Source organism: Acidobacteriota bacterium, assembly GCA_016196035.1.
In the GTDB taxonomy this organism is placed as follows: Bacteria; Acidobacteriota; Blastocatellia; order RBC074; family RBC074; genus JACPYM01.
This window is the reverse complement of record JACPYM010000005.1, coordinates 52582-73581: the sequence shown is the minus strand read 5'-3', so window position 1 is coordinate 73581 and position 21000 is coordinate 52582. Positions and strand designations below refer to the sequence as shown.

The following is a 21000-nucleotide window of genomic DNA, read 5'->3' as shown; positions in this document are numbered from 1 at the left end:
TCACCACTACCAAATTTTGGGCGCGTCTGGCAGACGTGCCAGCATTTGAGGACTGGCGCTTTCCAAGAGGAGCAAATACGATGACCGCTCCGGCAGCAGCAGTAACCGAACAATTGATCGCCTGGAGCCAGGGCGATCAGGCCGCACTCGAACAGTTAATCCCCCTGGTACACGACGAATTGCACCGGCTCGCCAAACGCTATATGCGCCGCGAACGCGGGCAGCGCGCCGCGCGCACGCTGCAAACCACGGCGTTGGTCAATGAAGCGTACTTGCGGTTGATTGACGCGCGCCGGGTGCAATGGCAGAACCGCGCGCATTTCTTTGCCATCGCGGCGCGGCTGATGCGGCAGATTCTGGTGGATTACGCGCGCGCCCAGCACTACGCCAAACGCGGCGGCGGGCAGCCGCTTCTCGCGCTCGACGAAGCGCTGACGTTCACCCTGGAACGCGCCCCCGATCTGGTGGCGCTCGATGACGCCCTACACGCGCTGGCGGCGCTCGATGAACGCAAGGGCCGTGTGATCGAATTGCGTTTCTTTGGCGGCTTGAGTGTGGAAGAAACCGCCGAGGTGTTGCAGGTCTCGCCCGACACCGTGCTGCGCGATTGGCGGCTGGCGAAAGCCTGGCTCTTGCGCGAGCTGAGCGAGGAGGAGGGCGATGCGGCCTAAACAGGTAGCGCCGGAACGCTGGCAACGCATCGAGCAGCTTTATCACGCGGCGCTGGAATTACCCGCTGGCGAACGCGCGGCCTGGCTCGAACAGGCTTGCGCGGGCGATGCGGCGTTGCGCCGTGAGGTTGAATCGCTGCTCCGCTTCGATGCGCGCGCCGCGCAGTTCATCGAAGCGCCCGCCCTCGAAATCGCCGCCCGCGCGGCGGCTGAAACACAGGACGAGCCGCGCGAAGATGCACTGGTGGGCCAGATGCTCGGCCATTACCGGATTCTCTCGTGGTTGGGCGCGGGCGGGATGAGCGAAGTTTATCTCGCCTTCGACACGCGGCTGGAACGCCAGGTCGCGCTCAAACTGCTCGCCGCGCAATTCACGCAGGACGCCGAGCACCTGCGCCGCTTCACGCAGGAAGCCAAAGCCGCCTCGGCGCTCAACCATCCGAACATCATCACCATTCACGAAATCGGCGTGCTGGGCGACCGGCACTTCATCGCCACCGAATACGTCGCGGGCCGCACCTTGCGCCGCTTGCTGACCGACGCGCCGCCGTCATTGGCGCGCGCGCTCGATGTCGCCACGCAAGTCGCCCACGCCCTGGCCGTCGCCCACGCCGCCGGCATCGTGCACCGCGACATCAAACCCGAAAACGTCATGCTGCGGCCCGACGGCTATCTCAAGGTTCTCGATTTCGGCATTGCCAAATTGAAGCGCGCGGAAGCCGGTGAACCGGCGCGCGATAACGCGGGTATTGAGGCCGTCGCGCCAGCACGTCCCTTCGCCACCATGCCCGGCACGGTGCTCGGCACAGCGCAATATATGTCGCCCGAACAGGCGCGCGGCCTGGCGGTGGACGAACGCACCGACATTTTCAGTCTGGGCGTGATGCTTTACGAGATGATCGCCGGACGTCGCCCCTTCGAGGGCGCCACACGCGAAGCAGTCATGCGCGCGGTGACCTCGCACGAACCGCCACCGCTCGCGGCTGAAACGCCCGCGGCGCTCCGCGCGCTCATTGACCGGGCATTACAGAAGGAGCGCGCCGCGCGTTATCAATCAGCCGAGGAACTGCTCGCCGACCTGCAACCGCTCAAACAGGAGTTGCGCGCGAGCGGCAATCTCGCCTTGCCCCATCAACCGGCGGCCTGGCGCGAGGCGGCCTTGACCACCAGCCACGCGCGGCTCGACACCCACGCGCAACCCGCCGAACTGTCCACGGCTGCGGAAAGCGGTACGCGCCCGCGCGGCGTCAGACCATTGGCGCGCGCGTGGCGACAACGTGCGTGGCGTTTGCCGCTGCTGCTGGCGCTCGGTCTAGCGCTTGGACTGGCTGCCTATTTTTTCGCGCGGTTCCACACGCAACCCGCCCTTGAATCGCTGGCCGTGCTGCCCTTTGTCAATGCAGGCGCCGAAGCGCAAGCGGACTATCTGGCCGACGGGCTGACCGACGGATTGATTAACAGCCTGGCGCGCCTACCCCACCTCAAAGTGATCGCGCTCAGTTCCGTCCTGCGCTTCAAACAACAACAGAGCGATCCACCCGCCGTCGCGCGCCGCCTGGGCGTCAGCGCCGTGCTGACCGGGCGCATTGCCCAACGCGGCGAGGCCCTCGCGATCAGCGCGGAACTGGTGGATGCGCGCGACGGCAGCCGCCTCTGGGGCGCGCATTACGAACGCCATCTGGCCGACCTGATGCTCGTGCAGGAAGAACTCACGCAAAGCATCAGCGCCGGCTTGCGGCTGCGGTTGAGCGACGCCGAAAGCAAACAACTGGGCAAACGCTACACCGAGAATAGCGAGGCTTACCGGCTCTATCTCAAAGGCCGTTACTTTTTCATGCAATTCACGGCGGAGGGCAGCGGCAAGGCGCTCGGCCAGTTTGAGCAGGCCATCGCGCTCGATCCCAACTACGCGCCCGCTCACGCTGGCATCGGCTATGTCTATGCCGTCGCCTCCGGTCAATACGAGAATCCGCGCGAAGCCATGCGCCAGGCGCGTCAGGCCGCCACGCGCGCGCTGGCGCTGGATGACACCTTGCCTGAAGCTCACTTCGCGCTGGCGCTGGTCAATTGGTGGGCCGATTGGGACTGGCCCGCCGCCGAGACCGGTTTCCGGCGCGCGCTCGAACTCGCGCCGAACAATGCGACGATCCGCGCGGTTTACGGCGAATTTCTCTCGACGCAAGGGCGCTTCCCCGAAGCCACGGCCCACGCGCAACGCGCGCTGACACTCGACCCGCTCTCGGTTTATGTGAGCAGCGCATTGGGCAAGGTCTATTACAACGCCCGCCAGTATGATCGCGCGCTGGCGGCCTATCGCCAGACGCTGGAACTGGACCCGGCCTCGACCCGCGCGCAACGCGGCCTGGGGCGCGCGCTCACGCAACAAGGCCGCTACGCCGAAGCCATCGCCGCCTTGCGCCAAGCCATCGCGCGCGAGGCGCATCCGTACTTCATCGCGGATTTAGGCCGCGCCTACGCCCTCGCCGGCCAGCGCCGCGAAGCGCACGAGCGGCTGGCGCAGTTGTTGCAAATGGCGCAGCGCCGCTACGTCCCGCCGGTGTACCTCGCCAAGGTTTACGTCGCGCTGGGCGAACCCGCAGCGGCGCTGGCCTGGCTCGACCGCGCCTTGCAGGAACATTCCGATCAACTCACCGAATTGCGGGTGGATGCGGCCTTTGACTCGTTGCGTGGCGACGCGCGTTTTGCCGCGTTGCTGCACTGCGTCGGTCTCTGAGGAGGAAGCCGCAGAAGCCGCCCTCAACCGCGCTTCAAGCCGCCTCACGCTGTGACCACGCCGGTGTTGGCAGCCACGCGCGCAGCTTTTGCATGCCCAAACGCGCGCGCGTCTTGACCGTGCCCAGCGGTTCGCCCAACTGCGCGGCGATTTCGTGCTGCGACAGGCCGTAGAAATACGCCAACACCAAGACTTGCCGCTGACTCGCGGGCAACCCGTTGAGCAAGGCGCGCAAGCGAGCGGCCTGCTCAGATTGCGTAGCGATAGCTTCAGGGTCTTCAGCGAAAGGCAAGGCCGCCCAGGGTTGCGCGGGCCAGCTTTCGCGCGGCTGTTGGCGGCGGCGGTCGAGCGCGCGGCTGCGGGCGATGGTGACGAGCCAGGCGGCGATGCTGCCGCGCGCGGGGTCGTAGCGTTGCGCCTGCCGCCAGGCTTGCGTGAAGGCATCGAGCACGACTTCTTCGGCGTCAGCGGCGTTGCCAGTGATGCGATATGCCAGCCCGTAAAGCGTCCCGGCATAATGGTCGTAAAGTTGTGCCAGCGCCGTTTGTTCGCCCGCTTGCAGGCGCGCGAGCAGTGCCTTTTCATCGTGATGAGGTTGCATGAAGTGATTTCCTTTTGCAGCATTTTGTAGCGCACCGCCGTTTGGCTCAAAGGGCCAAACGGCGGCCTTGCGACAATCACCAGCTAAATCGGAACAAGCGAGTTTGGAACACTGATAGAAAATACAGCGCTGGCGTGTACCTATCCTGCGTGTTTCGATTTAGCTACATTTTCTTCATCGTGCCGAACGAGACGACGCCCTCGTCCTGGACGACATAGGGAATCTCCTTGTTGTCTTCGGTGACGACGAAGTTCTGTTTGGTGGTGAAGCCCTGTTCCACCGACGTGAGCGTCATCGTGCCGCTGCAATCCGCCTTCAGTGTGTAAGTGCCGATGTAATTCGCCACCGGCACGATGAAGCCGTTGAAGCTGTGCGATTCGCGGGCTGTGAGTTTGCCGTTGCCGTCAAAGGTCACGATGCCAGTGCAGGCGGCGGGCGCGAGGCCGCCGGGAATCACCGTGGCCGAAGCCTGATCGGCGTAATTGCCTTGCAGGCTGCCCAGATTGCAGGTGCGCTGGCGCGGGAATTGGTTCGCGGCGGCTTTTTCCTGCGCTTGATCTGGCGTTCCCTCACCCGCGCTTTGGGCGTGGACGCTGGTCACAAGCTGGCTTGGCCGCGCTAGCCCGGCCAGGCAGAGCGCCGCGGCAAAGAGCAGTGTGAGGGTAAAAGTTTTCGCGTTCAGGTTCTGTTTCAAGTTAGGCATGATTTTTCTCCTTTAAGGTGTTGCTGTGATTAACGAGTTCGGGCAAACCAGCAGCTTGCCCTCCGCCGTTTCGACAAAATGAAATTGACCGGCTTCTACCTTGCGATAGAGTGTGCGCGTGCTCACGCCGAGCAGCGCGGCGGCAGTTTCCGGCGTAATCAGTTGCGCCGGGGCCGGACATGCAGGGCACCAAACCGGCAGCGACGAAGTGCGGCGAACGATCAGCAGCGTTTTTTCAACCGTGATCTCAATTCTCCGTTTCCTGTTCACGTGCGCCTCCTGTTTGGGTTAAGGTGCGTGTGTTCCGCCGGTGGGCGCCTGACATCTGGCGACTACAGCGGAACACCGCCTTGATACGCGCTGAGCATCGGCCAGCACGAATCTGAAAGTCCTTAGCGGGCCGTATGAATGTGCTGAAAGTTCTGAAAGGCGCCTGAAACCCTGTGGATTCAACGAGTAAATCCAGCTATGAATTTGGCGGTTTCCGCTTCGACGCGGCACAACGCACGCTGCTGTGCGCGGGACGGCCAGTCGCGCTCACGCCAAAAAACCTCGAAACGCTGCTGGTTTTCCTGCAACACCGCGAACGGGTGCTCGAAAAAGAAGAGTTGATGACCCTGCTCTGGCCCGATTCGGTGGTCGAAGAAAACAACCTGACCCAAAACATTTCGGCGCTACGCAAGGCGCTGGGCGAAAAGCCGAACGAACAGCGTTTCATCAAAACGATTCCGGGACGCGGCTATCGTTTCGTGGCTGAGGTGCGCGAGCTAGCCCCAGAGGCTGCCGAGGCTGAGACGTTGATCGTCCAGCAATCGAAGGTCAGCGTCGTGATTGAAGAAGAAGAGAATGATGGGGAGATGGAGAGACGGGGAGAGGGGGAGACTTTGAAAGCCCTTGCCACCAGCGTTCCCGCGCCTCGCCGCCTCACTGCTCGCATTGCGCTAGCGTCAACCTTGCTTGCCGTGCTGGCAATCGGCACAACCTACTGGCGGCGAGGGCAAGAATCCGCAATCCGCAATCCGCAATCCGCAATCAAGACGCTGGCCGTGCTGCCTTTCAAATCGCTCAATCCGCAGCCAGGCCAGAACAGCAATGACGAATACCTGGGCATCGGGCTGGCCGACGTGATGATTACGCGGCTGAGCAACCTGAGCCAATTGGCCGTGCGCCCGACCAGTTCGGTGCTGCCGTTCGGCGGGAAAGATGCGCTGCAAGCCGGACAGGCTTTGAAAGTGGATTCAGTGTTGGACGGCAGCATCCAACAAATCGGCAACCGCGTGCGCGTGACGGTGCGCTTGCTGCGCACGAGTGACGGCCAGCCGCTCTGGGCCTTTCAGTGCGACGAGCAATGCACAGACATGTTTGCCTTGCAGGATATGGTTTCAACGCGGCTGACCGACGCGCTGGCGTTGCAGTTGTCAGGCGAAGAAAGGCAGCGGCTGACGCGGCGCTACACCGACAACGCCGCCGCCTATCAGGCTTATCTCAAAGGCCGTTACCACACGCTGCAATACACCCCGGAAGGCAATCGGCAAGCGGTCAAAGAATTGAATGAAGCGCTGCGGCTCGACCCGAATTATGCGCTGGCTTGGGCGGGACTGGCGGATGCGTATGCGGCAGCCTCCGATTGGCTGATGTCACCGCGCGAAGCCTTGCCCAAAGCCAGAGCCGCTGCCGAAAAAGCGCTCGCGTTGGATGACACGCTGGCCGAAGCCCACGCCGCGTTGGGGCATGTTTTTGTCCATCAACTCAATCCTGCCGCCGAACGCGAATTTCAACGCGCGATGGCCTTGAGTCCCAATTCGGTAGCCGCCATGTTTTTCTATGGCGAATACTTTATGGGTAAAGACGCCGACAAAGGCGTCGCGGTGTTGCGCCGGGTGCAACAACTTGATCCGCTTTCGCCCACCGCTGGCAGCTTCATCGCCTCAACTTATATGATGGCTCGTCGCTTTGACGAAGCAGTCAGCGCAGCACAGCAGGCGCTTGACCTTGATCCGAACAATCCGTTTTCGCGCGAAATGTTGGGGCTGGCTTACGGCACCAAAGGTAATTACGCTGCTGCGATTGCCGAACTGGAGAAAGTCAAACCGCTAATGCCGATTTCGCAAGTTGTGGGCGCCTTGGGCTGGGAATATGCCCTGGCAGGCAGGCGCGCTGAGGCGTTGCAAATGTTGCGCGAATTACAGCAAATGGCGCAGCAACAATATGTCTCGCCGTTTGATGTGGCGATGGTTTATGTGGGACTCGGCGATAAAGATCAGGCGTTCGCCTATTTGGAAAAAGCACGGGAAGATCAATGCGAATGGATGGGCTGGTTGCAGTCCTTTGCGCCGCTAGACCCATTACGCGGCGATCCGCGCTTTGCTGAGTTGGTAAAACGCATAGGGTTGGCGCAATAGCTTTGTTTGCCGTTGAACGCACTGCGATGCGGGGAGCGTTAACGGTCCCCGCATCGCAACTACACTTCTTTCCGTTGCTTCAGCGATTCAATTGTCAAAGAGCTTTCGCACTTGACGGTCAGGCCGCGATGCCAGCCGCCGGATTATTGAAAAGGCTCAGCCTTGATGCGCGTGCCGTCTTCCGTGCCCGGCGCGAGATCGAAGCTATGCCCTTCCGCATCTGTAACCCTTACGGTAAAGCGGCTCGTATATTTGTCGCCGCTCTCATCTAGTGTGATGCGCTGATGCAATTTGGCTATGGCGATGAGGTTGCCTTTCAGATCGTTGACGGTAGAAACAAAGGTCACGTCAAAGACGCGCCCGCCCTGATGCATCCACGCGCCGTGCGCAACGCTGGTGACAAAGGGGGGCTCGGTGGTGATGTCAATCGCGGTGCTTGAAGTAAGCGTACCGTCATCGTGGAAGGTAACGAGGCCCAGGAAGTCGGTCAACGGGTCGCCATCGGGCGCGTGCGTTTTGCGTAGCCAACTGCCCACCAGCGCCTTCTTCTGCCGTTCGAGAATGTCGAGGATGCCGGATTGCGCGACAGCTTGGCGTTCAAGGTTGCTTTGTTCTGGCTCGTCGGTTGACGTGGCGGGTGGTGTTTCTAACGCGCGGCGCTTGAGTGCGGCCAGCACGGGGTTGGCAGTTTGGGCCTGCGCGCTGGCAGCGCTCAGCAACAGCAAGCCGGTGACAACCAACGCAATAAATGTTTTCGGTAAGTTCATCATGATTTACTCCTTTTGCGGAAAGTTATTGTGTCAACGAGTTCGGGCAGACTAGCAACCTTCCATCGGGCGTTTCCGTGAAGTGAAGCTGCGCGGTTTCTACCTAGCGATAGATCGTGCGCGTGCTGACGCCTGCCAGCACGGCGGCTTCGTCCGGCGCGAGCATCAGGCTCGGCGCCGAACAGTGCGGACACCAGACGGCAGCGGTGGGGCTGCCCGTCGGCGGGCGGCGCAAACCCAGGAGCTTGCTTTCAACCGTAATTTCGACGCGGCGTCTGATTGTCATACGCTTGTGTGTCGCTGACCGTTGCCGGTCGCTGGTTTCGTTATTTGCGTGCCGGGACGACAGTGCTAAAGTCGCCCGCCGCTGTCTTCAATGAACCTGGGGAACGCGCCCCGGCTCCGACGCGGCGGACAGTAGCAACACGGCCGCTGACAAGTCCTGACAAACGCCCTTACAAATTCTGCGGATTTCTTACAGCGGGATATGTCTATGCCAGCCAACAGCTTTTACGAGTTCGGCAAGTTTCGGATTGACGGCCGCAAGCGCCTTCTGCTGCGCGACGGCGAGGTCTTGCCGCTGACGCCGAAGGCCTTCGACACGCTGCTCGTGCTGGTCGAGCAACGCGCGCGCGTGCTCGAAAAAGACGAATTGATGACGGCGGTCTGGGGCGACACGATTGTCGAAGAGAGCGGCCTGACGCGGAACATCTCCGTCCTGCGCAAGACGCTCGGCGAGAGCAAAGACGAACATCAGTTCATCGTCACCGTGCCCGGACGCGGCTACCGCTTTGTGGCCGAAGTGCGCGAGGCGGCGGAAGAAGTCACCGAACTGGTCGTGCAAGAAGCGAAGCTGCGGGTGGTGGTCGAGGAGGAAGAAGACGGGGAGAGCGGGCGATTGGGCGAGTGGGAGCCGCGCGAACGCGCGCTTGTTGAAGCGCCACCGCCCCACGCCAGGCAGGCGACAATCGTGGTAGCAACAGCCTGCGTTCTACTGTTGGCGGGTGCGGCTTACTGGTGGCAGGCCAAGCGAATCTCAAATCTCAAATCTCAAATTGCAAATCCGCCATCCATCATCCATTCGCTCGCCGTGCTGCCCTTCAAATCGCTCACCGCGCCCGCCAAAGAAGACTACCTGGGCACAGGCCTCGCCGATGTGCTGATTACGCGGCTGAGCAATGTCAGTGCGCTGGCCGTGCGCCCGACGACTTCCGTCTTGAAATTTGCAGGCAATGATCCGTTGCAGGCCGGGCGCGACTTGCAAGTGGACGCGGTGCTGGATGGCAGCATTCAGCAAATCGGCGACCGCGTGCGCGTGACCGTGCGGCTGGTGCGTGTGGCCGACGGCCAATCGCTTTGGGCCTATCAATGCGATCAACAATGCAACGATGTCTTCACACTGCAAGACACGATCTCGGCCAAAGTCACCGAGGCGCTGGCGTTGAAGCTGAGCGGTAATGAACGCGAGCGCATCGCGCGGCCTTACAGCAGCAATCAGGCCGCGTGGGAGGCTTATGCCAAAGGGCGTTACTACCGCAATCGCGCCGGCACCGAAGGGTATGCAAAGGCGCTCGCTTCGTTTCAGCAGGCGCTCCAGGCCGATCCGAAATTTGCGCTGGCCTATGCGGCGTTGGCTGAAGCCTATTACTGGTCATCGAGTTCGGTCACGAACATGGGCGAAGCCATGGCAAAAGCCAAAGCGGCGGCGCAACAGGCCATCGCGTTGGACAACGAACTCGCCGAGGCACACACCGCGCTGGGTGTCGTGCATTTCATGTACGACTGGCAATTCGCCGCCGCCGAACAGGAATTGAAACGCGCCGTCGCGCTCAATCCCGGCTTGCCCGATGGGCAGATGTGGTATGGCAAATATCTGGCGTTGATGGGGCGCTTTGATGAATCCATCGCCGTGCTGCAACGCGCCGCCGCGCTCGACCCGGTTTCGCCCCTGACCGCCCCGGAATACACCTTCCCGTATTTTCTCAAAGGCGATTACGCCGCCGCCATCGCCGGGAATACACGCATGCTCGCCATTGAGCCGAATCTCCCACAGATTCAGATGAACCTAGCGGTTTGTTATGCGGCGAAGGGCGAATACGCCAAAGCCATCGCCTTGTTCGAACGCGTGCGGCAAAACGACGCAGGCTTGGCGATGGATATGGGGTTAATGCTCGCTTATACCTACGCCAGCGCGGGCGACCACACCACCGCTGAACGCACACTCAAACAAACCATCGCGACGGCCAAAGGCGGTTACATTTATCCGTATGACGCCGCGCTCGCCTATGGCGCGCTGGGCGATCTGGATCAGGCGTTTGCCTGGCTGGAAAAGGGATACCAGGAACGCGTGGATCAGATGGCTTGGCTAAAAGTTGATCCGCGCTTGAAACCGTTGCGCCGCGATCCGCGTTTTGCCGACCTGTTACGGCGTGTCGGGCTGTCGTAAGACGCCTGGCGAATTGCGTTGCCAGCACGAGACACATAGAATGCGCCCACCGTTAGCAAGCTGCTCGGGCTAAGGCGTCTGCCCTCGTGCCGAGCGCCGTAGTTACATCCAACGAATTGCCTAACAATCTGCCCACTCTTTTGGAGGACGAGAAGATGCCGAAGTCTATACAACGTCTGGCCGCAATACTGTTGCGCACCTGCGGAATGAGCCTGCTGGTGCTAACCGCCTACGCACAACCGCCGGGCCGCCAACAAGCCCAAGCGCCTGAAGGCCGTGCACAAGAAGCGCGGCCCACACCCACTGAAACGCCGCGCGAAGAATGGTCCGTCACCGAACATACGATTCAAATCGGTGGACAAACGATTCCTTACAAGGCCAGCGCCGGGACGACGCTGCTCAAGAATGATGCGGGCGAGCCAACAGGGCTGCTTTACTCTGTCGCGTACACGCGCAGCGATGTAAAAGACCCCAGCACGCGGCCCGTCGCGTTTCTGTATAACGGCGGGCCTGGCTCCGCGACGATGTGGTTGCACATGGGCGCCTTTGGGCCGCGCCGCGCCTGGACGGTGAATGGCGAATTCACGCCGCCCGCGCCGTACCGGCTCATAGACAATACCGAAAGCCTGTTGGACAAAACCGACCTCGTCTTTATTGATGCGATGGGGACGGGCTACAGCCGCGCGGCGGGCAAAGGGACGGAGCGCGATTTTTACGGTGTGGACGAAGACGCCGCCGCCTTTGGTCATTTTATCAACACATACATCAGCCGTAACGACCGCTGGAATTCGCCGAAGTTCCTGATCGGCGAAAGCTACGGCACGTTCCGTTCGGCCGTGCTGGGCAATCTGCTGCAAAGCCGTTACAACATGCACCTCAACGGCATTTGCCTGATCTCTTCGGTGCTTGATCTGGCGACGATCACGTTTGCGGCGGGCGATGATCGGCCTTACATCTTTTACTTGCCGAGTTACGCCGCCGTCGCGTGGTACCACAAGGCGCTCAAGACTCGTCCGGCCAATCAGGCTGAATTCATCGAAGAAGCGCGCAAGTACGCCCAAACCGAATATGCCGACGCACTTTTCAAGGGCAGCGCATTGACGGCCGCGCAAAAGGCCGCTGTCGCGAAGAAGCTCGCCTACTTCACCGGGCTGGGCGAAGATTATTTGCTGAAAGCGAATTTGCGCCCCACGCTCGGCCAATTCAATGTCGAGTTGTTGCGCAGTCGCGGATTGACCAGCGGCCGCATTGACGCGCGCTTTACGGGATACACTGCGGATTTGCTGTCCGCGACCGCGCAAGGCGACCCAGAAGGCCCAGCAGTCGGCGGCGCATATACGGCACTCGTCAATATGTACAACCACGATGAATTGAAATTCGGCAAAGACAAGCAATACAACAACAGCAGCGGTGGCGGCGCGTGGAATTGGACACGTACCGGCGGTGGCGGTCGCGGTGGCGGCGGTGGCGGCGGCTTTCCCAGCGCGCCCAACTCGCAGCGCGACCTGACGCAAGCGATGATTACCAATCCCAAATTGCTGGTGCAGGTCGAGAACGGCTATTACGACATGGCGACGCCGTTCTTTGCGACCGAGTTCACGATGCTGCATCTGGGCTTGCCCGCCGAGTTGCAGAAAAACGTCAAACTGAATTACTACAACTCCGGGCATATGATGTATCTGCGCGACGAGGACCGCACCGCACTGCACAATAACATTGCGGAATTTATTGAGCGCGCAACCAGTTTCGCGGCGAAACCGTAAGCTGGCCTTAAGCGCAAACCAGATGCTGAGGCAGCCTACCCATCTCGACGGACTGCCTCAGAAAGAAAATTTTTTCGGTGGATTAGCCCGACAAGGGGTCGTCGTGTATACTTTCGCCTTTGCTCAGGGTCGGTGGTAGCTGACAGTGGCTCATCAGCACGATTCGGGCAGGTCATCCCATCAAGACAATCACGAAAAAGAACCCAGTAAGTTAAGGAGTAATTATTATGGCAACTGTAAAGCGCTATTTGATTCATTGCCCAAAATGCAACCACGAATTTCCGGTTTTTGCTTCGCTCTTTCATTCGATTGATGTGAGCGCCTGGATGAAAGACAAATCTGACAACCATGATTGCAAAGCCTACGCCGACCAATTGGCGAAAGAGCGCGCGCCACGCGCCTTGAACCCGATTAAGGCTTCCAAGAAGGGCAAGTAATTGCCGGATCGCAGGCGGCGCGCCTGCCCAACCGCTCTCAACCGGAGAATGCATGTCAGTCAAAATTACGGTGAATAAAAATGGCTCGCTGCGGGTGGAAGGCGAGATTGAACTGTACGACGGCGACGGCAACAAATACGATCTCGCGGGTCGTAGCGTTGTCGGCCTGTGCCGTTGCGGCCAGAGCAGCAATAAGCCGTTCTGCGACGGCTCACACGCCAAATGTGGATTCGATTCGGTCGTTATTGCCACCACGCTGGCGCCGCCAAAACCGAAAGCATAGTGTGAGGATGAAGGGAGAGGCCAAAGGCTTCTCCCTTCACTGCATGAGGCTCTTTCCTACAGTTATTTTGACAGTCTTTGCTGGCGTTGTTATCTTTGCATTGTCATCGTTTTAACCGCTCTCGATCTGGCGCTCACAATCTGGTTCTTCGCAATCTGGCGTCCGCCAAATTGCACGAAAAGCTTGCACAAAAACGAAATTTTGAATTCAGGACGAATAAATCTATGAGTCAACCAGCAACCGCCGGCGCAGGTTTACGCGACGTGCCTGCCGCACCGAGCAGCATTTGTTATATTGACGGTAACGAAGGCTATCTTTCTTATCGCGGCTACAACATCCACGATCTCGCCACCCATTGCAGCTTTGAAGAAGTCATTCACCTGCTCTGGCATGGCAAATTGCCCAACCAGGCCGAACTCGCTGAAACCAAGGCGCAACTCCAGGCCAACGCCGCCGCGCCGGCTCAGGTGTTGGGCTTGATGATGGCCTTTCCCAAAGACGCCGTGCCGATGGCCGCCATGCGCACCGCCTTGTCCGCGCTGGCGTTTTACGACCCGGACACTGGCAATTCGACGATGGAGGCCAATCAGCGCAAAGCCATGCGCCTGATGGCGCAAACGCCGACGCTGGTCGCCGCCTTCGACAATATCCGTAACGGACGGCAGCCCATCGCGCCGCGCAACGACCTTTCGTTCGCCGCCAACTTCCTTTACATGCTCACCGGCAAAGAGCCGGACGACATCGAAGAGCGCGCGTTTGACATCGCCTTGACGCTGCACGCCGATCACGAATTCAACGCCTCGACCTTTGCCGCGCGCGTCACGGCGGCCACGCTGGCCGATGTTTATGCGGCGGTCACGGCGGGCATGGGCGCGCTCGCGGGCCCGTTGCACGGCGGCGCCAACGAACAGGTCATGCGCATGCTGCTGGACGTCAACACTATCGAAGGCGCGGAAAATTGGATTCGCACCAAGCTCGCCAACAAAGAGAAAGTCATGGGCTTCGGCCACGCGGTTTACCGCACCGAAGACCCGCGCGCCACGCACTTGCGCCGCATGTCCCAGGAAATCGGCAAGCGCCAGGGCAATACCAAGTGGTTCGACATGTCGCGCCGCATCGAAGAGATCGTCAAAGCCGAAAAGGGCCTCAATCCGAACGTGGATTTCTATTCGGCCTCGACCTACTACCAACTCGGCATCGCGCTTGATCTTTATACGCCGATTTTCGCGATCAGCCGCATGTCCGGCTGGACGGCGCACATTCTGGAACAGTACGCCAACAACAAACTAATTCGCCCGCGTTCGGAATATCTGGGCGAGTTGAATCTGGAGTTTGTGCCGATGGAGAAGAGGTAGCAGTCGGCGGTCAGCGGCTAGTGGTCAGTTTGGCTGCGATCACTGACCACTGACCACTGACCACTGACCACTGACCACTGAATATAAGCTATGAGCAACGTAGTCATTTACACGAAGCCCGATTGCCCTTACTGCGCGAAAGCCAAAGCGTGGTACAACGCGCAAGGCATCGCCTTTGACGAACGCAATGCGCAGGACAATCTGGCCTACCGCCAGGAGATGTTCGGCTATACGGGCGGCGACCCGGTCGTGCCCGTCATCGTCGAGCATGGCGTTTATAAACAAAGCGGCTGGGAAGGCCGGGGCTGAACGGTGTACTAGGTTCGGCAGTTTGCCGGGCCGCTCAAACAACTTGAAAGCCAGGGCGAATGAAGCTGCTCTTCATTCGCTCTTTTGCTTTTTGCAGATACTTGCCCTAAAACTCGCGCTGCAAGGAGGCAAACAGATGTTAATGACGAAAGAAGAAGCGCTGGCCTTTAAGGAACGCTGGCGGCTGGTCAACGAATTTATCAATGAAGAGATTCGCCAGACGCCGCCAGCGGTCAAGCTGCGGCAACTCGCCACGCTTTTCCAATTCGGGCGGGCAATGGGTTGGGAAGAGAAACTGCGCCAGGGCGAGGAAGAGGCACAGGCGCGCTGGCGGCGGTTACAAGAAGCCTATGCGCAAAAAGCCTGACGCCGTTTCATTGATGCTTGCCCCGTTGGCGGCGCTGTCCCGCTGGTTTGAAGAGACGCAAGTCAGTTACACCATCATCGGCGGCATCGCAGTCTCCTTCGTCGCGCAGCCACGGCTGACTGAAGACATTCATGTCACGGTCTGGCTGGCGGAGCGGGATTTGAAGACCTTTCTCGAATCCGGCCGCGCTCATGGATTTACCCCGCGCTTTCCTGGCACGCTCGAATTCGCTCAACAGCGGCGGGTGCTCCTGCTACAACATCAAACCCCTGACGCCACCATCAAGGTGGATATTTCGCTAGCGGCGATACCGTTTGAACAAGAGATGATTGAGCGATCCACCCACGTCGAGATTGAATCGGTGCGGCTTGTTTTCCCGACCCCGGAAGACCTCGTCATCATGAAAGCGACCGCCCAGCGTACAAAAGACATCACTGACATTGCAGCAATTCTGGAGGTGCATCCCAACCTTGACCGTGAGCGTGTCAGGTATTGGGTCAAGCAATTTGCGGAAACACTAGAACTGCCTGAAATGATGGACGACTTAGAACGCTTGCTGCAACGTACTCGAACACCTGGCAAAAAACTGCCTGGGGAAAAGGTGACCCGGAAAAAATCGCAGACCAAGAAATGAACATTTCGCCGTATAAACCGCTTATCCTCGCGCACTGGCTGGCGTTACCCATGCTGCTGTTGGGGCATCCGGCCTTCGCCCAACCTCGCTGCGTCGTCCGCCTCGAACCCGTCAATCACAACCGCTACGCCTATCAAACCGCCGAAGAGTGCGACGTGGGGTTTCATTCGGTGCCCTGGGGCAATTGGGGCGTCAATTCCAACGTCGGCAAGCGCCTGGATGCCGATCAATTCAAAGGCTGGCATCAGCCCTGCGCGCAAACCAAAGTCGAATGGAATAGCTGTTCGATCAACAGCCGGTATCGCGGCCCTGACTATCTCAACTTCCCCAACCGCGTCGCCTATTACCCCTATCCGACCAACTGGTATCCGCTGACCGATGCTTACACCTGGAATGATACCGTCCCACCCTTCGGCCAAGCCTATAACGTAGACCAATTTTCGCCCTGCGGCTGGAACGGTTATGGCGAGGCGACGCTGACTTTCACGGTCACCCCCCGTGTTGATAGCGATGGCGACGGCATCTTTGATAAAGGCGGCTGCGCCGATCTGAATGGCAAAATAGTCACGTTGCAAAACAACTTCATGACGCTTTACGAACTCGATTCGCCTGACCCGGACGACTGGATTCAAACGATGCTCTTCCCCGATTTGACGACGGTGTTGCGCTGCACGCCGAATGCCTGCTTTCAAACCGGCGACCGCAATCTGGACGGCTGGCACGACGATGTGACCGATTTTTGGAGTCCCGATTATCAGTGGCCCACGCTTTATGAAAATCCGCAATACATCCAAAGCCGCGCCACTGACCGCCACGTTCCGGCCAAACGCATTGACGCTACGATTCGCCTGGGACGTGTGTTAGGAACCTTCACCAACTAGGGCCAATCATTGATGACCATGCTATCCCCCAAACTCAAATTCACGCTCGCCGCCCTGCTTTGCGCCCTGGCGTTGTTGCTGCCGCTGGTCTCGCTGACCGCGCGCCAGGCCGAAACCGCGCAGCTGATGGGTCGCATCGTAGATCGCGACACCGGCGCGCCGCTCGCCGCCGAACTCGGCATTGCGATCCGCACCCGCCAGGGCGTTATTTTCAAACACGCCCGTGCCGACGAAGCGGGCCAATTCATGCTGGCCGACTTGCTTAGCGGCGCAGTTGATCTTTCGACCAAACACGACGGTTATGCGGTCGAACACGCGGCGTTGACGCTCGGTGAACAGGAAACACAAACGCTCGAATTCCAACTGCTCAAAAGCAAAATCGTGCGCGGCTTCATCAGCGACGAACACCAGCAGCCGCTGGCGGATGTGCACGTCAAAACGCATTACGCCGCTGCTGACGCGGGCAAACAAGCTTTCGCCAACAGCTATCAATGGGAAACCGGCGACGCGCGCACCGATGCGCAAGGCCGCTTTGAGGTCGAAGTCCACCCCAACCGCGAATTCATCATCGAAGCCATTCATCCTGAATTTCTGAGCGAAGTTTCCGCGCCATTGCAATTCCACCCTGCCGCGCCGACCGTCACACTGCGGCTGAGCAAAGGCGTCACGCTCACGGGCGAAGCGCGCGATCAGACCGGCAACGCCCTCGCCAATGCCCAAGTGGAATTGAGCGACGCTGACGAACGGCCCGCATTGCAACGCTTCCTGCCCTTTGAAGTTTTGCAGCAGCGCCATCAATTCACGGTCAGTCAGGCTGATGGCACGTTTCGTTTCGAGCACGTGCGACCGTCACGCAAACTCTTGCTGGTCACGCACGCGCAACACGCGCCGCAACAACAGACGTTGGAACTGACGGCACAGCAGCCGGTATTCAACGTCAACGTAACGCTACGTTAGACCGATGAACGATCAACTCACCAGAGCCGGAGTCTCAAATCTCAAATTTGAAATTGGAGATTCGTCGGCCACGCAACCAACGCGCCGCGACATCCTGCGCGGTACGCTGGCCGCCGCTTCGATCACCATGCTGCCCAGCACCATGCTTTCCGAACTCGCAATGCAAGCTTCATCCGCTCTTGGGAACCGTTCCGCCATCACCGATGTCGCGGGCCTCAAGGTCGGCCAATTCACCGACGCGCGTCGCCCCACCGGCGTCACCGTCATCCTCACCGAAGAAGGCGCGACCGCTGGCGTAGACGTGCGCGGCGCCGCGCCCGGCACGCGCGAGACCGATCTGCTCGATCCACGCAACCTGGTGCAGCAAGTCCACGCCATCATGCTCGCGGGTGGCTCGGCCTTTGGCCTCGAAGCCGCCACCGGCGTCGTGCGCTGGTTGGAAGAACACAACTTCGGTTTCCCCACCGGCCCGGCCAAAGTCCCCATCGTGCCCGCCGCGATCCTGTATGACCTCGGTGTCGGCGATGCCAAAATCCGCCCCGATGCCGCCGCTGGCTACAAGGCTTGTGAGGCCGCAACCACCAACGCGCCCGCCGAAGGCAATGTCGGCGCGGGCGCGGGCGCGACAGTTGGTAAGCTTTTCGGCGCTGCACGTGCGATGAAAGGCGGCCTGGGCACGGCCTCGATTCAGTTGAAGGATCAGAAGACGGGCGCGACCCTGACCGTCGGCGCAATTGTTGCCGTCAACGCCGTCGGTGATGTGCTTGACCCGGCGACCGGCAAAATCCTGGCTGGTGCGCGCACCGCCGATGGCAAAGCGATCATGGGCACGATGAAGGCGATCCTGCGCGGCGAAGCGTTGCCGCCAAGTCTGGGCGGCACGGCGACCACCATCGGCGTCGTCGCCACGGATGCCAAACTCGATAAAGCCCAATGCAGCAAAGTCGCCCAGATGGCGCACGACGGCCTGGCGCGCACGATCAATCCGGTGCACACCATGTCCGATGGCGACACGCTCTTTGCGCTGGCAACGGGCAAGTCGAATCGCACCGGTAATGTGACGTTGATTGGCGCGTTGGCAGCAGATGTGCTGGCGCAGGCGGTAGTGCGAGCTGTCAAAGCTGCGCAAGCATTGCCCGGATTGCCAAACGCTGAGCAAATGCAAAAGTAAGTATGACCTACCTACTCATTCTCATCGCCTACGCCCTCGCCATGATCTTCATCGGCGCATACGCCTCGCGCCGCGTTCACCAATCCAGTGATTTCTTCGTGGCCGGACGCGAATTGAGTGCGGGGCTGGTCTTCGCCACCTTGCTCGCGGCCAATATCGGCGCGGGTTCGACGGTGGGCGCGACGGGGTTGGGCTATCGCGATGGAATGTCGGCGTGGTGGTGGGTTGGCTCGGCGGGCATCGGCTCAATGATCCTGGCCTTTACCGTGGGGCCGCGCATCTGGCGGGTGGCGCGCGATCAAAACTTGTTCACGGTCGGTGATTACCTGGAATTCCGCTATGACCGGCGCGTGCGCGGTGTCGTGGCGTTGCTGTTGTGGGTTGGCTCGCTGGCGATTCTGGCGGGGCAATTGATCGCGGTGGCGTGGATACTGAATGTCGTGGCGGGCGTCAGCAAACCGGTGGGTTGTGTGATCGGCGCGGGCGTGGCGACGCTCTATTTCACGGCGGGCGGGTTGCTGGGCACGGCCAAAGTGAACGCCTTGCAATTGTTCGTCAAGCTGCTCGGCTTCGTCTTGGCGCTGTGGTTTCTGCTGCGGCAGAGCGGCGGCTTTTACGCGTTACAGATGTCCCTCGACCTGGGCGATGCCGTCAAAGATTCCAAAGCTTATCTCAGTCTGACCGGCATTGGCGCGGCAGGCGTATTGCGGTATTTGGCGTTGCTCGCGCCTTCGTTCGTGATTTCGCCGGGGCTGTTGCAAAAGGTTTTTGGCGCACGCGATGAACGCGCGGTGCGGCGCGGTGTCGCGTTGAATGCACTAGGCCTGTTGGCCTTCGCCATCGTGCCCGCGTTGTTAGGGATGATCGCACGCACGCACTTCCCCGCTTTGGCCAATCGCGAATTGGCCTTGCCGACGCTGCTCGTGCAGGCGTTGCCGCTCTGGCTGGGCGGCCTGTTACTGGGCGCGATCTTTTCCGCCGAAGTCAGTTCGGCGGATGCGGTGCTGTTTATGCTGAGCACTTCGTTAACCAAAGACCTGTATAAGACTTTCATCAATCCGGCGGCGGATGACCGGCAGATGCTGCGTATGGTGCGCGGGACTGCGCTGGTGTGCGGCGCATTAGGCGCGGTGCTGGGCATGTTATTGCCCAGCGTGATTGATGCGCTGAAAATTTTCTATACGCTGATGTCGGCGGCACTGTTGCTGCCCTTGCTGGCCGGGCTGTACACACGCCGCGTGCGTGCGAATGCCGCGCTGGCGGCGATTGCCGTCTCGGTGACCGTGACCTTCGTGCTCGAACGAGGGACGGGCGGCGCGGGTTTGTACGGCGTGCCCGCAGTGCTGTGGGGCACAGGCGCGGGCACCATCGTGATGACGCTCTGGCAAATGGTTTTCACTCCCAAATCCGATCCAATCCACAATCCATGACAGTCGGACGGTTTGCGCCGTCTCCAACCGGCGCATTGCATCTGGGCAATCTACGCACGGCGCTGGCGTCGTGGCTCTCGGTCAAATCACAAAGAGGGTCACAGGGCGGACGCTGGCTCGTGCGCATCGAGGACGTAGACAGGGCGCGTTGCCAACGCGAATGGGCCGAGGCGCACTTGCGCGATCTGGCGGCGCTCGGTTTGGAAGCAGATGGCCCGCTTGTCTGGCAATCCGCACGCGGCGCGTGGTATCGCGCGAGTCTGGAGCGCTTGGCGCAACAAGGCCGGTTGTATCAATGCCGTTGTTCGCGCAAAGACCTGGCCTCGCTGGCCTCGGCTCCGCATACAAACGAAGGCATACGCCCCTATCCGGGCCGTTGCCGCGCGGGCAAAGTCGCCACGTTCTGCCACACCGCGTTGCGCGTGGAATTGCCGCCGGGCGTGGTCGAATGGAAGGACTTGTTGTTGGGCGCGCAAACCGATGATCCGGCTGCGCTGACGGGCGATCCGGTGTTGTATCGGCGCGATGGCTGCTTTGCTTACCACTTGGCCGTCGTGCTGGATGATGGTGAACAGGGCGTGACAGAAATCGTGCGCGGCGCTGATCTGCGCGAAGTGACGGCGACGCAAATTCGGTTGCAGGAATTGCTCGCTTACGCGCGCCCGGCCTACGCGCATTTGGGCTTGGTGACCGCGCCGGATGGCACACGCCTAGGCAAACGCGCAGGGGCCGCGAGTTTGACCGCGTTGCAAGCGCGCGGCGTAAGCTTGCCGGAAATCATTAGCTGGCTGGGTTGGAGCCTCGGCTGTTTAGCTCAACCCACAGCCTGCCAAGCGGCGGATTTGATCAAGACGTTCACCTGGGAACGCGTGCCGGCGGGCGCGGTAGCAGCGCCCGCCGCTTGGGTTTGAACTTGTTGCGGCAACGGTAGCGCGTGGGCACTGTGCCGCTTATCGCTTTTGCACCGGCTGATCACCGGCCTGCCCTTGCGCCTGCATCTGCGCGGTTCGATCAGTGCTGCGCAGCACGTACTACATCTGCGCACTCGCGCGCCATATAGCTAAATCCGCCTGTCCATCACCGTCATAA

General features: G+C 60.4%; 21 protein-coding genes. 16 read left to right on the top strand and 5 right to left on the bottom strand.

The window, feature by feature from the left end:
- Positions 1–80 precede the first annotated feature (80 nt).
- Both HY011_01810 and HY011_01805 read left to right on the top strand, forming a co-directional pair.
- Entirely contained in the window at positions 81–671 is a 591-nt protein-coding gene (locus HY011_01810) for a sigma-70 family RNA polymerase sigma factor (protein ID MBI3421651.1), read from the top strand.
- Complete coding sequence (locus HY011_01805) at positions 661–3405, top strand: protein kinase (GenBank protein MBI3421650.1); 2745 nt, start codon at positions 661–663, stop codon at positions 3403–3405. Before HY011_01810 ends, HY011_01805 begins: the two co-directional genes overlap by 11 nt.
- 34 nt (positions 3406–3439) lie before the next feature.
- Here the strand turns inward: HY011_01805 and HY011_01800 are convergent, their stop codons facing one another.
- From HY011_01800 to HY011_01790, 3 genes are all read right to left on the bottom strand, one after another.
- On the bottom strand, positions 3440–4006 hold the full coding sequence (locus HY011_01800) for a sigma-70 family RNA polymerase sigma factor (protein MBI3421649.1): 567 nt from the start codon (positions 4004–4006) through the stop codon (positions 3440–3442).
- A gap of 163 nt (positions 4007–4169) precedes the next feature.
- Positions 4170–4709 carry a hypothetical protein gene (locus tag HY011_01795; GenBank protein ID MBI3421648.1) on the bottom strand — a complete coding sequence of 180 codons (540 nt, stop codon included), beginning with the start codon at positions 4707–4709 and terminating at the stop codon, positions 4170–4172.
- A gap of 12 nt (positions 4710–4721) precedes the next feature.
- Complete coding sequence (locus tag HY011_01790; GenBank protein ID MBI3421647.1) at positions 4722–4979, bottom strand: helix-turn-helix domain-containing protein; 258 nt, start codon at positions 4977–4979, stop codon at positions 4722–4724.
- 173 nt (positions 4980–5152) lie between these two features.
- Here HY011_01790 and HY011_01785 point away from each other — a divergent pair, with 173 nt between their 5' ends.
- The gene (locus tag HY011_01785) at positions 5153–7111 is read left to right on the top strand and encodes a winged helix-turn-helix domain-containing protein (protein MBI3421646.1); all 1959 of its coding nucleotides are present in this window, start codon (positions 5153–5155) and stop codon (positions 7109–7111) included.
- A gap of 143 nt (positions 7112–7254) precedes the next feature.
- Here HY011_01785 and HY011_01780 read toward each other — a convergent pair whose 3' ends face one another.
- Both HY011_01780 and HY011_01775 read right to left on the bottom strand, forming a co-directional pair.
- Positions 7255–7881 carry a hypothetical protein gene (locus tag HY011_01780; GenBank protein ID MBI3421645.1) on the bottom strand — a complete coding sequence of 209 codons (627 nt, stop codon included), beginning with the start codon at positions 7879–7881 and terminating at the stop codon, positions 7255–7257.
- A gap of 100 nt (positions 7882–7981) precedes the next feature.
- Positions 7982–8164: a hypothetical protein gene (locus HY011_01775; GenBank protein ID MBI3421644.1), complete on the bottom strand. Its 183-nt coding sequence runs from the start codon at positions 8162–8164 to the stop codon at positions 7982–7984.
- 207 nt (positions 8165–8371) lie between these two features.
- On the opposite strand from HY011_01775, the gene HY011_01770 reads away from it, so the two are divergent.
- The 13 genes from HY011_01770 (at position 8372) to gluQ (ending at position 20822) form a co-directional block, all read left to right on the top strand.
- Positions 8372–10324, top strand: a complete 1953-nt coding sequence (locus HY011_01770; protein ID MBI3421643.1) for a winged helix-turn-helix domain-containing protein — start codon at positions 8372–8374, stop codon at positions 10322–10324.
- Between the two features lie 155 nt (positions 10325–10479).
- A complete protein-coding gene (locus HY011_01765) occupies positions 10480–12087 on the top strand; it encodes a peptidase S10 (GenBank protein ID MBI3421642.1) in 1608 nt (535 codons plus the stop codon).
- Between the two features lie 227 nt (positions 12088–12314).
- A complete protein-coding gene (locus tag HY011_01760) occupies positions 12315–12524 on the top strand; it encodes a hypothetical protein (GenBank protein MBI3421641.1) in 210 nt (69 codons plus the stop codon).
- A 52-nt stretch (positions 12525–12576) separates the two neighbouring features.
- Complete coding sequence (locus tag HY011_01755) at positions 12577–12807, top strand: CDGSH iron-sulfur domain-containing protein (protein ID MBI3421640.1); 231 nt, start codon at positions 12577–12579, stop codon at positions 12805–12807.
- A 224-nt stretch (positions 12808–13031) separates the two neighbouring features.
- Positions 13032–14162, top strand: coding sequence for a citrate synthase (locus HY011_01750; protein ID MBI3421639.1), 1131 nt, complete (start codon positions 13032–13034; stop codon positions 14160–14162).
- Between the two features lie 90 nt (positions 14163–14252).
- Entirely contained in the window at positions 14253–14471 is a 219-nt protein-coding gene (locus HY011_01745; protein MBI3421638.1) for an NrdH-redoxin, read from the top strand.
- A gap of 136 nt (positions 14472–14607) precedes the next feature.
- The gene (locus HY011_01740; GenBank protein ID MBI3421637.1) at positions 14608–14838 is read left to right on the top strand and encodes a hypothetical protein; all 231 of its coding nucleotides are present in this window, start codon (positions 14608–14610) and stop codon (positions 14836–14838) included.
- Positions 14822–15472, top strand: coding sequence for a nucleotidyltransferase (locus tag HY011_01735; protein ID MBI3421636.1), 651 nt, complete (start codon positions 14822–14824; stop codon positions 15470–15472). The genes HY011_01740 and HY011_01735 overlap by 17 nt, the downstream gene beginning before the upstream one ends.
- Positions 15469–16353 (top strand): hypothetical protein, encoded by an 885-nt coding sequence (locus HY011_01730; GenBank protein MBI3421635.1) that lies wholly within the window; start codon positions 15469–15471, stop codon positions 16351–16353. The genes HY011_01735 and HY011_01730 overlap by 4 nt, the downstream gene beginning before the upstream one ends.
- Positions 16354–16365: 12 nt before the next feature.
- Positions 16366–17310: a carboxypeptidase regulatory-like domain-containing protein gene (locus HY011_01725; protein ID MBI3421634.1), complete on the top strand. Its 945-nt coding sequence runs from the start codon at positions 16366–16368 to the stop codon at positions 17308–17310.
- A 160-nt stretch (positions 17311–17470) separates the two neighbouring features.
- On the top strand, positions 17471–18481 hold the full coding sequence (locus HY011_01720) for a P1 family peptidase (protein ID MBI3421633.1): 1011 nt from the start codon (positions 17471–17473) through the stop codon (positions 18479–18481).
- 2 nt (positions 18482–18483) lie between these two features.
- Complete coding sequence (locus tag HY011_01715) at positions 18484–19911, top strand: sodium:solute symporter family protein (protein MBI3421632.1); 1428 nt, start codon at positions 18484–18486, stop codon at positions 19909–19911.
- Positions 19908–20822 carry a tRNA glutamyl-Q(34) synthetase GluQRS gene (gene gluQ, locus HY011_01710; protein ID MBI3421631.1) on the top strand — a complete coding sequence of 305 codons (915 nt, stop codon included), beginning with the start codon at positions 19908–19910 and terminating at the stop codon, positions 20820–20822. The genes HY011_01715 and gluQ overlap by 4 nt, the downstream gene beginning before the upstream one ends.
- Positions 20823–21000: the final 178 nt, after the last annotated feature.

Coding starts and splice junctions, on each gene's coding strand:
- HY011_01755 (MBI3421640.1), top strand. CDS start 12,577: ATGTCAGTCAAAATTACGGTGAATAAAAATGGCTCGCTGCGGGTGGAA.
- HY011_01800 (MBI3421649.1), bottom strand. CDS start 4,006: ATGCAACCTCATCACGATGAAAAGGCACTGCTCGCGCGCCTGCAAGCG.
- HY011_01735 (MBI3421636.1), top strand. CDS start 14,822: ATGCGCAAAAAGCCTGACGCCGTTTCATTGATGCTTGCCCCGTTGGCG.
- HY011_01770 (MBI3421643.1), top strand. CDS start 8,372: ATGCCAGCCAACAGCTTTTACGAGTTCGGCAAGTTTCGGATTGACGGC.
- HY011_01740 (MBI3421637.1), top strand. CDS start 14,608: ATGTTAATGACGAAAGAAGAAGCGCTGGCCTTTAAGGAACGCTGGCGG.
- HY011_01720 (MBI3421633.1), top strand. CDS start 17,471: ATGCAAGCTTCATCCGCTCTTGGGAACCGTTCCGCCATCACCGATGTC.
- HY011_01750 (MBI3421639.1), top strand. CDS start 13,032: ATGAGTCAACCAGCAACCGCCGGCGCAGGTTTACGCGACGTGCCTGCC.
- HY011_01775 (MBI3421644.1), bottom strand. CDS start 8,164: ATGACAATCAGACGCCGCGTCGAAATTACGGTTGAAAGCAAGCTCCTG.
- HY011_01805 (MBI3421650.1), top strand. CDS start 661: ATGCGGCCTAAACAGGTAGCGCCGGAACGCTGGCAACGCATCGAGCAG.
- HY011_01760 (MBI3421641.1), top strand. CDS start 12,315: ATGGCAACTGTAAAGCGCTATTTGATTCATTGCCCAAAATGCAACCAC.
- HY011_01745 (MBI3421638.1), top strand. CDS start 14,253: ATGAGCAACGTAGTCATTTACACGAAGCCCGATTGCCCTTACTGCGCG.
- HY011_01795 (MBI3421648.1), bottom strand. CDS start 4,709: ATGCCTAACTTGAAACAGAACCTGAACGCGAAAACTTTTACCCTCACA.
- HY011_01810 (MBI3421651.1), top strand. CDS start 81: ATGACCGCTCCGGCAGCAGCAGTAACCGAACAATTGATCGCCTGGAGC.
- HY011_01765 (MBI3421642.1), top strand. CDS start 10,480: ATGCCGAAGTCTATACAACGTCTGGCCGCAATACTGTTGCGCACCTGC.
- HY011_01730 (MBI3421635.1), top strand. CDS start 15,469: ATGAACATTTCGCCGTATAAACCGCTTATCCTCGCGCACTGGCTGGCG.
- gluQ (MBI3421631.1), top strand. CDS start 19,908: ATGACAGTCGGACGGTTTGCGCCGTCTCCAACCGGCGCATTGCATCTG.
- HY011_01725 (MBI3421634.1), top strand. CDS start 16,366: ATGACCATGCTATCCCCCAAACTCAAATTCACGCTCGCCGCCCTGCTT.
- HY011_01715 (MBI3421632.1), top strand. CDS start 18,484: ATGACCTACCTACTCATTCTCATCGCCTACGCCCTCGCCATGATCTTC.
- HY011_01780 (MBI3421645.1), bottom strand. CDS start 7,881: ATGATGAACTTACCGAAAACATTTATTGCGTTGGTTGTCACCGGCTTG.